The organism is Rothia sp. CCM 9416 (assembly GCF_048513535.1).
GTDB lineage: Bacteria > Actinomycetota > Actinomycetes > Actinomycetales > Micrococcaceae > Rothia.
On the sequence record NZ_JBLXXR010000033.1, the window covers coordinates 1 to 12,314 of the forward strand.

Consider the following 12,314-nt stretch of genomic DNA (forward strand, 5'->3'; position numbering starts at 1 on the left):
GCAATAGATAAGCGGCCGTGTATCTCAAGGGCGTGTAGAGTTCTGTGGCTTATCGAATGCGTCTTAATCTGCACATAATAGACCCATGAAAGTTTTACTGGCGGTTGATAAATTCAAAGGAACCCTGAGCGGTGCGCGGCTCTGCGAAGCGCTGGCCGCGGGGATACAGAGCGTAGCACCTCACTATTCCGTGGTGCATTGCCCTATTGCTGATGGTGGTGATGGCACTGTCGATGCCGCTCTGGCCGCAGGTTACACCGAAGTGCAGTGCCAAGTGACCGGCCCCTTCTCTGGTCAGAAAGTTACTGCCCGCTACGCCTACTCTGAAGCTGAATATACCGCCGTCCTTGAGGTCGCTCAGGCTTGCGGTATGGCTTCACTGACTTCTGAACAGCTTGATACCTGGCACGCTACCTCCTACGGCGTGGGAGAGCTGCTGCTACATGCGGTAGAGAACGGGGCGCAGGTAGCTATTGTTGGCCTGGGTGGCTCTGCTACTACTGATGGGGGAGCGGGTATGCTTCAGGCGCTCGGTGTAAGTTTCTGCGACCGGCTAGGTAGGGAACTTGCTCCCGGCGGCGGTGCCTTAGCGGAACTAGCAGGCGTGGATATCTCCGGGCTAGATGCCCGCTTGCAGGACCTCAACATCATTGTTGCCAGTGACGTTACCAACCCCCTTGTTGGCCCTCATGGTGCGGCGGCAGTCTATGGGCCACAGAAGGGAGCCACCCCGGAGCAAGTCCCCTTACTGGACCAAAACCTTGAAAAGCTAGCTGTCCTCGTTGAAGAATCACTTAATGTTTCACGTGGAACATTCGCGCACGCACCCGGGGCCGGGGCGGCTGGTGGGTTGGGCTTTGCCTGCATGTCTGTTCTTGGTGCAAGTGTGAGCCCCGGCGTGGATATCTGCTGTGAGTTCACGGGCTTCTACGATGCGCTTGCTTGCGCAGATCTTGTTGTCACCGGGGAAGGTAAATTTGATGAGCAGACCCTCCAGGGGAAAGGGCCTGCTGGCGTTGCTGACGCGGCGCACCAAAAGGGTATCCCTGCCATTGCGGTGTGCGGTATCAATGAACTGCGTCAAGAACAATATCAGGGGGCAGGTTTCACCGCTGTTTACTCGGTAACAGCCGATACCCAGGCAAGGCTGGCAGAGTCGCTAGCTGACCCGGCTCCCTATGTGCAGGAGCTAGGTGCGCTGATAGCGCGTAATTACCTTGAACCCCCAGAGGGAATCAAAGCCGGTCAATAAACGATTTTACTGGGTTGTTTTACTTCTTTTTCCAGTAGCCTTTTGAATACCCGTGGCCCTTGGGAACCCCTAGCTCCCGCCGTACCCATGCTCTGAGTGGCTGAATAGAACCCGACTCTCCTGCAAGCCAGGTAAAGATAGCGCCCTGGGGCAGGGGGTAAGACTGAACGGCATCAGCTAGCGCCCCGGGCAGGGTGGAGTCGACCCAAACCAGCTCAAAGTTTTCGGGTGCATCAATCTGCTGGTGTGAATCCGGGCCTGCTACCTGGATAAAAGCTACACCCCGGGCATCGTAGGGCATGGACTCGATCCACCGAGCCATGCCGGGTAGTCCGGTTTCGTCCCCCGCAAGCAGGTAGAAATCGTAGTCGTCACTAATCTCGTAGCCGGACTTTGGGCCCAGAAGGTGGATGAGGTCCCCCACCGCTGCCTCCTGCGCCCAGGTAGTGCCTGCTCCTGCTTCATGGAGAACGATATTGATTTCAAGCGCCCCGGTTTCTTCCTTGTAGGAGCGAACCGTGTACTTAGTGCTCTTGGTGGGCTGGTTCCACCGCACCTTGTTTTTGGCCTGATCAGGTTCGGGGAGCGCTTCACCCTGTTTACCGGTCACAAGTCGAATATACTCACCCACCAGGCCCTGTGACTCAGCGCGGGCTTGACCGGCAGGTTCAGCTACTAGGCGCATAACGGTGGGGGTGAGTTTGCCTACCTCAGTGACCTTGTAAGGGGCGTAGCCGTTCTTGTACTTGCCGGACTTCATGGGTGCAGGGTAGGCGCTCTGTGCTGGCTTACTCGTATTTTGCGAGTCGGTTGATTCTGCCTCAGTCGGCACCTCTGGAGTGGGGGCGGCTGAAGCTGTGTAGGCAGCCAAGGACTCTTCTAGCTTTTGCACCCGTTTGAGAAGTTTCTTGTGGCTCTTTCTAAGGTGCCTAAGTTCCTTGATGAGGTCTTTGGCATCATTCTCTTTGCCTTTGTTCTTTTTGCCCACGTGTAGTCCTTTCAGGTGCGCGATACAGCGGTCTCTCAGACCTGTCTGGTCTCATGTACCATGCTACTCCTGTATGGTTGTCTGCATCACACGGGGTGAACTATGTTTCCAGATACCGCCTTCACCCCTCTAGCCTCAGAGCGAAGAGGGTAGGACACACCTACCCTAAAGTGAGATGATAGAAGCTCACCATCTTTTGATCCGAAGGGGCAGCTTTGTCTGAGAGTCAGTCTGAATTTGTTCGCACACCGCCGCATGACGACACCGCAGAACAGTCAGTTCTGGGAGGCATGATGCTGTCCAAGGACGCTATTGCCGACGTTGTTGAGGTCATCGGTGGCGGCGCAGACTTCTACAAGCCTGCCCACGAGATGATTTACGAAGCGATTATCAACCTTTACGGGCACGGCGAACCGGCAGACGCGATTACCGTAGCCGATGAGCTCACCAAGCGCGGCGAACTCAACAGGGTAGGTGGGGCAGCCTACCTGCACAGCCTTATCGCCAGTGTGCCCACAGCGGCTAACGCCGGTTTCTACGCCGAAATTGTGGCAGAACGGGCTATGCTCCGCCGCCTGGTCGAGGCGGGGACAAAGATTGTTCAACTGGGCTACTCCGGCGATGGTGAAGCGGAAGACCTGGTGAACGCTGCCCAGGCCGAAATCTATGGTGTATCGGCTAATAACACCAGGGAAGACTACGTCCCGCTGTCCGAAGCCATGAACAGCACCGTTGAAGAAATCGAAGCTAACGGTTCACGTGCTGGCGGTATCCACGGTGTTCCCACCGGCTTCATCGAGTTTGATGAACTTACTGCTGGTTTGCAACCTGGTCAAATGGTTGTGGTGGCGGCCCGCCCTGCTATGGGTAAAGCTCTCGCGCTTGACACCCCGATTCCCACCCCGGAAGGTTGGACTACCATGGGTGATATTCGGGTCGGTGATCTTGTTCTCGGTGCAGACGGCCGCCCCACCAAGGTCATCAATGCAACCGAAGTTATGACCGGCCGTCCCTGCTATACCGTGACCTTTGACGACGGAACCCGCATTATTGCCGATGCTGAGCACCAGTGGCTTACCCACACACGGGCTTCCCGTCGCGCTCGCATCAAGGTAGGGGCAGGGGGACCTGCGGTAGATGAGCCGCAGCTGGCAGGTGCTAAGGTACGCACTACCGCTGAGATTCATGAGACGGTGCGCTGCGCTACCGCTGATAACCGCGCTAACCATTGCATTTCCAATGCCAGTGCACTTCAGCTGCCCGACGCTGATCTTCCTATTGCCCCATACACTCTTGGGGTATGGCTGGGTGACGGCGCCGCCGCTTCTGCTCGCATCACCACAGCAGATGATGAGGTTCTCCAGGGAATTGAAGCTGATGGGTACGACATCCGCCAGGTTCAGGGCCTTACCTATTCAGTTCATCTCCCACAAGAAAACCGGGAGTTTACGAAACACTGCCAGGTTTGTGGGAAAGAATTCACCCACACTGACCGAAACGTCACCACATGCTCCCGTACCTGCGGGGGTAAGCATAAAAATCTCATTGCTACTCCACAGTCTCGTGCGACCTGCATTGACTGTGGGAGGCCGTGTACTGCCGGTTTGCGATGCTTGAGCTGCCACCGTTCTCGGGCGAGTGTGCAGGGGCGTTTGCGTACTCTGGGTGTTTTGAATAATAAGCACATTCCTATGTCGTACCTTCGCGCATCGGAGTTGCAGCGCAGGGCTCTCCTGGCGGGCCTTTTGGACAGCGATGGGACAGTGACCAACGCGGGATGTGTTCAGTTTGTTGTCACCAACAGACAGCTTGCTCTTGATGTGCAGGAACTCGTCCATTCTTTGGGCTATCGCACCGGCCTGCGGACCAAGAAAGTGGCTGCTCGTACCCCAGAAAGTTCAACCGCGTACAAGCTGACCTTCTCTACCTCAGATACCGTTTTTGGCTTGTCCCGCAAGAACCAGATGCACCGCGAACGGGATGCCCGTCCTACGGCTAAGCGTACTTGGCGTTACATTGTGTCTGTTGAGCCTGTTGAATCTGTTCCGGTGCGTTGCATTGAGGTTGATAACAGCGACCACCTTTTCCTGGCATCATCTGCTTTTGTGCCGACACATAACTCTACGTTCGCTTTGGATATAGCTCGTTCGGCGGCTATTAAGCACAAGATGACCACGGTTTTCTTCTCCCTAGAAATGGGGCGTAACGAAATTGCCATGAAGATCCTGTCGGCTGAGGCCGGTATCAACCTGTCAGACCTGCGTAAGGGCCGACTGGACGATGACCAGTGGGCCAAGATTGCAACGGCTATGGGCAAGATGGACTCCGCGCCGCTCTTCATTGATGATTCACCGAACATGACCCTTATGGAGATCCGCGCTAAGGCCCGCCGTCTCAAGCAGAAGAACGACCTCAAACTGATTGTTCTGGACTACCTCCAGCTCATGAGTTCCGGTAAGAAAGTGGAATCTCGCCAGCAAGAGGTTTCAGAGTTCTCGCGTGCCCTCAAGCTGATGGCTAAGGAGCTTGAAGTTCCCCTGATTGCCCTATCGCAGCTTAACCGTGGTTCTGAGCAGCGCCCCGACAAGAAGCCCCAGGTCTCTGACCTTCGTGAGTCGGGTTGTTTGACGGCAGATACTCGCATCCTACGGTCAGATACAGGTGCCGAGGTAACCATGGCTGAGCTTTTCGCGCAGGGAGCTCGGGATATCCCTGTCTGGTCTTTGGGTGACGATATGCGCTTTGTGGAGCGTCACCTCACCCACGTTTTCTCAACCGGGGTGAAGCCTGTATACCGTCTAACTCTTGCATCCGGTAAGACTCTCCGCGCTACTGCCAACCACCCCTTCTTCACCTACACCGGCTGGAAGGGGCTGGGAGAACTATCCGTAGGTGACCGGCTCGGCGTACCCCGGCACGTTAACGGCCCGTCTGTTCGTACCCGGTGGACCGATGAGCAGGTTATTCTGCTAGCTCACATGATTGGTGATGGTTCAGCGCTTGCCCACCAGCCTATCCGCTACGCCTCTATCGATCCGGAAAACCTTGATGCGGTGGCTGAGTCAGCCCGTAAGCAGTTCGGAATTACCGGTGTTCGTGATACTCACCCGGCGGCTCGCTGTACTTCTTTGCGTCTACCGTCACCGGAGAAACTGACCCACGGTAAAGGCAATCCCTTGGCTGCGTGGCTCGATGAACTGGGGCTCTTTGATAAGCGTTCTTGGGAGAAATTTATTCCGGAGCAGGTCTTTGCTCTGCCCAAACGTCAGATTGCTCTGTTTATCAAGCATCTTTGGGCTACTGATGGCTCGGTAACTCTCAATAAGAATGGCCGGGCGGGCCGTATCTACTACGGTTCGACCTCTCGTGCTCTCGTGGATCAGCTATCGCTTCTTCTTCTGCGGTTTGGCATTAACTCGCGGGTTCGCGCTAGCACTATCAAGGGCGAATATCGCCAGGGGTACAGCCTGGACATTTCTGGGCGTGATGAACAGCTGAGGTTTTTACGCGAAATCTCTTCCTACGGGGAGCGGGCTAAGAACTGTGCCTTGCTCCTTGCTGCTCTGACCGATGGGGGATCCTCTTCCAATACGAATGGTGATACAGCACCCGTCCAGGTTTGGGATGACGTGAGAAAGATTCTGTCGGAGGAAGGCATGAGCCACCGTGAGTTCCAGGCCGCTATGGGCTCACAGTACTGCGGCTCCTCCTATGACAAGAGTGCGCCGTCTGGCTCGCGCCTGGAGAAGGTTGCTACGGTCCTTGATGCCGCAGATTTAGAGATGCTGGCGGTTAATGACCTGTTCTGGGATACCGTGACCGGGATTGAATACGACGGCCAAGAAGAGGTCTTTGACGCTACTGTCCTGGGGAATCACAACTTTGTTGCTAACGGCATTACCGTTCACAACTCGATTGAGCAGGACGCGGATATGGTCATTCTGCTTCACCGTGAGGACTACTACGATAAGGAGTCCACTCGCGCTGGCGAAGCCGACGTCATTGTGGCTAAGCACCGTAACGGCCCCACTAAGACCATTGCGGTTGCCTTCCAGGGCCACTATTCGCGCTTTGCCAACATGGTGCACGATTCCTACACCGGTACTGAAACCTTTTAGGGGCTAGACTAACTGCATCCCATACATAAGGTAGCCGGCGGCTGGTGGCTAGAGATAGAATCCCTGGTCAACTTCAGTCTCCAGACGGCTTGACCGATCCGGTATTGGGTGAGGCGATCATGGGGCAAAATCAAGGAGGGGAAGCAATGCATCGGTCTAGAACGGTGCTCTTATCGGTTTCTTTACTACTGATTGAGCTGATCGCTGGGATTCAGATTTATGTTCTCTCGCTTGTGACTCCCGAAATTGGTGCCGAGCTTAAAGCTCAACAATATTTTGGCCTGATTACGACCACATCATTGGCTGCCTCATTTGTGACTATTCCACTTGCACCGCTGGCGCTTGGGCGCTGGAAGGCGTCATCCTTACTTCTTGCCGGCACCTGGGTTACCGTAATTGGTGGGGTTACTAGCGCCCTTGCCCCCAATATCTGGGTTTTTGCTACTGGGCGTATCTTTTCAGGTCTAGCTGCTGGCTTGTTAGGGGCAGTGTCGCTGGCCGCTATCGTAAGGCATCTTGAAGCGCGGTGGCGCCAGATGGTGCTGGCTGGTTACTCTGCCATGTGGGTAATTTCTTCTCTTGTTGGCCCCCTGTATGCTGCCTTGATATCCGAGCTTCTCAGTTGGCGTTGGGCCCTTGTTCTTTACCTGCCGCTGCTTCTGCTGGCGCGAACGCTGGTTGCTGTGAGCCTCCGTGAACATTCTCAAGTTGTGGAGCACAGGGGCGAGTCTGCGGGGAGAACGCTCCTTCTTTCCCTTGCCCTCTTTACCTCTGTCCTTACTATTTCGCTCTCTAATGGATCCCAGCACAGTATCTGGTTGGCTCTTCCCTGCGGTGTTGCTGGTGCCTTATTTTTTGCACGTCTCTTGCTACCAGCGGGTGTTTTTTCTGCCAGAAGGGGCCGTCCTTCCGCTGTTCTCCTCAAGTTCTTGCTGACAGGTATCTACTTGGGTGCAGATTCCATTATTGCTGTGGCCATATCGGAGCGGTTTGATGATTCGGTTTCTCTGATCTCTGCTACTTTGATGTCCTCAGGGCTGGCATGGGCTGTTGTAGGCATGTTCACCGGCGCTAAACCTGCAACTGGTAGGTATTTTATCTGGCGGGGGAGTCTCGGTATTGCCTGTCTTTCAGCCGGCTTGATTGGTATTGGCTACCTTTTAGTGGTTCTCCCAACCGGAGCGGCTCTCATACTGACCTGCTGTTCTGGTATGACAGGCCTAGGCATAGGGCTTATCTATCTGGATGTCATGAATGCTTTATTTGAGAAGCCTCCCCGTGCTGATGGTCTTAAGGACGCTGAGCTTGCCACTGCCTCTGTACTGAGTGAGTCAATTGCATCGACTGTCTGCGCTGCTGTGCTGGCATCTGTAGTGTCAAAGCTTGTTATATCCGGGGCTGAGGCTGAAATAGGTTGGTTGTTTATTGCCTTAGGCGCAGTTGCCCCCCTACTACTGGTTCCGCTTAGAAGGACTGTTGACCTCAGGTAGTTATAGGAAAGTGGGTGTAGGTTTTGGGGCGACCGGTCTTTTGAGCGAAAGCCAGCTGTACGATAGCACCAGAAGATTCGCAAGGGGCATCTTTAGCTCTGGGTCACCGGCCAGTTGTGCTTGGTGCGAGTTCACTCCAAAACTGAGAAGATGTTAGAGAATGTATGTGACTTACTTCGGAACCAATACTCTTATTCTTGTGGCGGGCTGCCTAGGCTGAAGCTTTCGTTGAGTAGGGCATAAGAGTCTTGGGCAGTGGTGATTGTTGTGCCTGGATGTATCGCATAAAAACATAACCATCTCACTTACCGTTAGGCCAGCTAGACGAAAAGGAGGAGTCCTCTCTTGTTGGAACCACCGCAGGGCTGGGGTCCCGCCTTACATGAGTATCTGGGGATTGAGCTTTGGCGTATTCCTATCGTGATGTTATCCGCAGTGGGTATCTACTTAACCTTTTTGGTGCTTGTCCGCATCTTTGGGGTGCGGGTTCTTAGTGGTTGGAACGGCTTTGATGCGGTCATCATCATTATGTTTGGTGCTGTTGCTGGTCGTGTCATCATTGGTCACCCTCCCACTCTTGCTTCGGGCATGGTGGGCCTTGGAACGCTCATGCTCTTAGAGATTATCTTTGGGGCAGTGCAGTCGGTGACCGGTATCCGCCACCTCAACCATAAGCCACGCGTCATCATGGCCCACGGTAAGTTTGTGGTGCGCAACCTCAAGCGCTCGCATTTGGCGCCGGCAGAGATTTATGCAGCCCTGCGTAAAGCTGGTATTTCTCAGTTTGATCAGGTTCAGTGCGTCATTTTAGAGGTGACCGGTCACCTCAGTATCGTACGTGAAGGTGAGGATATTGACCCTAAGCTGCTACGCGGTGTTATCGGCGCTGAAAAGGTTCTCACCGGTAGAGCTGGCTCTACCACAGAGTGAGTGGGCTGGAATCAAGAGTAGAGTTTGCTCCACTGTTTAGTGCTGTCTGTTCATCAAGAATAGAAGTATGACAAACATTTCTCATACTCAGCGCAAGGAACCATCCGTCAGGAGCCTGTGGCGGCGTATGGCTAGCCCTTTTTACGTGTTTTCCGCAGGCCCTTGGCTTGCTTTGGCTACTCTCTTGGCCCAGGGTCTGATGTCCACGGTGGTTCTTAGCCTCATCGCTTCCGTGATCGGGATTGCGCTTCTGCCTTTTGCGGCTATTGGGTTTGGTCTCTATGAGCGGTGGCGTTTGAAGGTCAGCGGATACGGCCAGATTCGAGACGGCCATGTGAGCTATCCCGGTGAGAACTTCTTTGACGGTTTACTTTTCCGCCTAAAAGAGGTAGCGACCTGGCGTGAGGTTGGCTCGCTTGCCCTGACTGTTGTGGGCGGACTGCTAGCCTTAGCGGTCCTCTCTTTGCAGGCAACTATCCTCAGAGGATGTATCAGTGCCGCTATTTATTTACAGAGCGGGCATTATCTTTACTTGGTTGCGCGGGGGACCTATATCAACGTCTACACCTGGGGTGAGTACGACTACAACCGTGAGCAAGGAACATTTACTGATAGTGATGTCACCCGAATCTACCCTCAGAACTGGTGGTACCTGCTTGTTATAGTTCTTGTTTCCCTCATCATCTTTGCCTATCTGAACGGTCTTTTAGCGGCGGCCGGTGCCAGCCTCTCCAAACTGATTCTTTCCCCTCGCCCCGAGGAGCAACAAAAACAGCTTGCCCAGCTTGCAGCTTCCCGCACCAAGATCGTTGACGCTTTTGAAAGTGAGCGCCGCCGGATTGAACGGAACCTACACGATGGTGTTCAGCAGGAGCTGGTGAATCTTAACCTGCGTCTGGGTCTGGCGGAGATGGAGGCTAAGGGCCTTGCCGATAGCATCCAGGACGAGCGGGCTAGCAGGCTGTTTGAGCACGTCATCGAAGCCCGAGCTCAGCTTGCCCACGCTCAGAACACCTTGCGCGATACGGTGCGGGGAATCTACCCACCGGTGCTTGAGGACTACGGGTTGAAAGCGGCCCTGGAAGAGCTGGCCCGCCACACCCTCATTCCGGTTCACCTGACCTATGACGCTCCGGAGCGTCTACCCCAGCAGATTGAGCGGGCCGCCTACTACACGGTGACCGAGGCTGTCACGAACACTCTCAAGCACGCACAGGCACAGCGTATCTCGATAACGGTTGCGGTGGTTGAGAACCTGCTTGTGCTCAGTCTAGAAGATGACGGCATAGGAGGAGCTAACCTGGATGGTGGCACCGGCCTGGCTGGTCTGGTAGAACGGGCAGCGGCTCTGGGCGGACATGCTCAGCTTGATTCGCCGCAGGGTGGGCCTACCCGGCTGACGGTCAGTTTGCCGCTGGCCTGCCTAGGGTCCTGATTGAGCAAAGAACCGGTGGGTAGATTATTTACCTGCCGGTTCTTGGGCAGTAGAAAGTAGCCGGGGTCTGTACCCTGGGAATGAGACACCGTTGAAAGGCCGCTCATGCGTATTATCCTTGCCGAAGATTCTGCTCTGCTCCGTCAGGGGCTGGCGATGGTTCTGGGCGCTATGGGTCATACCGTTATTGCAGAGGTTGAGGACGCTCCGTCTTTACTGGCCGCCGTCCATGCGGCACAGACCGGTGAGGGGGTCGATATCGTGATTACCGACGTGCGTATGCCCCCAACCCACACGTCCGATGGATTGAAAGCTGCCTTGGAACTTCGTGAGGCTTACCCTGGTTTGCCAATTGTGGTGTTATCGCAGTACATCACGACAGCCTATGCGCGGGAACTTTTTGCGCGTTCGGCGGCGGGGCTTGGTTATGTTCTCAAAGATCGGGTGGGTGATATTGAGGAGTTCGCTCAGACGCTCACCACCGTGACCAACGGGGGCACCGTCATTGATCCCGATGTGGTGCAACACCTTTTGGGTGCGGGAACTCCACCGGTGTCACCAGAAAGTGGCGGGGTGCTGGCAGCTTCTGCATCTTTGCCTGCCAGGACTGATGGGAAGCTGGCTCGCCTGTCCCCCAGGGAGTTAGAGATTCTGAGGCTCATGGCTCGGGGTTACTCCAACGCAGAGATTGAGCAGGAGCTTTATATTTCGGCAGCTACCGTTGCTAAGCATGTGGGTAACATTTTTGACAAGCTTGGCCTTCCCGCTGATACCGGTAATCGGCGGGTCCGGGCCGTCCTCGCTTTCTTAGACATTTAGTCGTTAATCATCGCTTCTGCCAGTATCTCTAGGCCCCGGTGGGCTTGCTCGGTGCTGGGGGAGAGGTTAGAGATCATAATTTCATCGGCCTGGACCATATTGGCAAAGCGGGTGAGGTAGTCCTTGATGTCGGGTGCTGTGCCAAGTGCGGTGTAGCGGAGCATATCCAGAATCTGCTGGCCCTGGCTTGATTCTACGAGCAGGTCGAGTTCTTCATCGGTCATATCGCGGTCATCGAGGCGCATCATTGATTTGACGCGCTGGCGGTGGGCGATAACCTGCTGGGCTTTGGCTTCTTGCATACTGTCCGCTGCAATGACGTTAGCTGCGGCAATAACGTAGGGCTCCTGGAGCTGCTCTGAGGGAGCGAAGCGATCGCGGTAGACCTTGATGGCCTGTTCAAGCTGGGTGGGTGCAAAGTGTGAGGCAAAGGCGTAGGGCAGACCTAAAGAGCCCGCTAGAGAGGCACCGAAGAGTGAGGACCCCAGGATGTAGAGGGGAACGTTGGTACCTGCGCCAGGGGTTGCATGTACTTCTGGGACCAGTGTCTTACCGGTGAGGTAGCCCTGGAGTTCTTGGACATCCTGGGGGAACCGTTCGGCATCTCGTGGGTCGCGGCCTAGCGCACGGAGGGTGCGCATATCGGTTCCGGGTGCGCGTCCCAGACCCAGGTCTATGCGGTCGGGGTACATTTCTGCCAGCGTGCCGAACTGTTCGGCAACGGTGAGCGGGGAGTGGTTGGGGAGCATTACCCCGCCCGCGCCCAGCCTAATTTTCTGGGTGTGGGCGCCAACATGGGCAATAAGAACTGCGGGAGCAGATGAAGCGATGCGCTTCATATTGTGGTGTTCTGCGTACCAGATGCGGTCGTAGCCTAGTTTTTCTGCCTGCTGGGCTAGGGCCACAGACCTTTTGAAGCTATTTGAGGGGCCTTCCCCAGGGAAGATGAGCGCGAAGTCAAGTAATGAGAGTGCTGGCATTGGTTTTCCTTGCTCAGGGTGATGCTCTTGTCTAGGTCCTACAACGTGCGGAGGTTTGCTTGTATTCCCTACCGTGCCGATAGTGGAGTTGAATATCCAGGTAATGAGTAAAGCTGAGGGCCGTTGAGGGGCAAAACGGGGAGAGCGGTAGGAAATTTTGGTGGACTAGGTCATAGATATATACCATAGACCTGCCTCACAGATAGCTTTTGACTAGGTGAAACATCATTGCAGAGAGAGGTTGGGGGTGGGGAAAAGCCCCTTTTGGGCTCCTTTGAGCCCGTCCTCTCCTCTTTTTCGAT

Annotated in this window: 8 protein-coding genes; 6 read left to right on the top strand and 2 right to left on the bottom strand. The window is 55.1% G+C overall.

Features of this window, described 5'->3' with window-relative positions; genetic code table 11:
• Nucleotides 1–85: 85 nt before the first annotated feature.
• Nucleotides 86–1,252, top strand: coding sequence for a glycerate kinase (locus ACN080_RS10010; RefSeq protein WP_419105209.1), 1,167 nt, complete (start codon nucleotides 86–88; stop codon nucleotides 1,250–1,252).
• Nucleotides 1,253–1,271: 19 nt separating this feature from the next.
• Here ACN080_RS10010 and ACN080_RS10015 read toward each other — a convergent pair whose 3' ends face one another.
• Nucleotides 1,272–2,240, bottom strand: a complete 969-nt coding sequence (locus ACN080_RS10015) for a siderophore-interacting protein (protein ID WP_419105210.1) — start codon at nucleotides 2,238–2,240, stop codon at nucleotides 1,272–1,274.
• A 215-nt stretch (nucleotides 2,241–2,455) separates the two neighbouring features.
• Between ACN080_RS10015 and ACN080_RS10020 the strand changes: the two genes are divergently transcribed.
• The 5 genes from ACN080_RS10020 to ACN080_RS10040 all read left to right on the top strand — a co-directional run bounded on the left by ACN080_RS10020 (nucleotide 2,456) and on the right by ACN080_RS10040 (nucleotide 11,032).
• The gene (locus ACN080_RS10020; RefSeq protein WP_419105211.1) at nucleotides 2,456–6,358 is read left to right on the top strand and encodes a replicative DNA helicase; all 3,903 of its coding nucleotides are present in this window, start codon (nucleotides 2,456–2,458) and stop codon (nucleotides 6,356–6,358) included.
• 146 nt (nucleotides 6,359–6,504) lie between these two features.
• On the top strand, nucleotides 6,505–7,848 hold the full coding sequence (locus ACN080_RS10025) for an MFS transporter (RefSeq protein ID WP_419105212.1): 1,344 nt from the start codon (nucleotides 6,505–6,507) through the stop codon (nucleotides 7,846–7,848).
• A 345-nt stretch (nucleotides 7,849–8,193) separates the two neighbouring features.
• Entirely contained in the window at nucleotides 8,194–8,778 is a 585-nt protein-coding gene (locus tag ACN080_RS10030) for a DUF421 domain-containing protein (protein WP_419105213.1), read from the top strand.
• Nucleotides 8,779–8,845: 67 nt separating this feature from the next.
• On the top strand, nucleotides 8,846–10,213 hold the full coding sequence (locus tag ACN080_RS10035) for a histidine kinase (protein ID WP_419113700.1): 1,368 nt from the start codon (nucleotides 8,846–8,848) through the stop codon (nucleotides 10,211–10,213).
• A 105-nt stretch (nucleotides 10,214–10,318) separates the two neighbouring features.
• Nucleotides 10,319–11,032 carry a response regulator transcription factor gene (locus tag ACN080_RS10040; protein ID WP_419113701.1) on the top strand — a complete coding sequence of 238 codons (714 nt, stop codon included), beginning with the start codon at nucleotides 10,319–10,321 and terminating at the stop codon, nucleotides 11,030–11,032.
• On the opposite strand, the gene ACN080_RS10045 is transcribed toward ACN080_RS10040, so the two are convergent.
• The gene (locus ACN080_RS10045; RefSeq protein WP_419105216.1) at nucleotides 11,029–12,012 is read right to left on the bottom strand and encodes an LLM class flavin-dependent oxidoreductase; all 984 of its coding nucleotides are present in this window, start codon (nucleotides 12,010–12,012) and stop codon (nucleotides 11,029–11,031) included. The genes ACN080_RS10040 and ACN080_RS10045 overlap by 4 nt on opposite strands.
• Nucleotides 12,013–12,314: the final 302 nt, after the last annotated feature.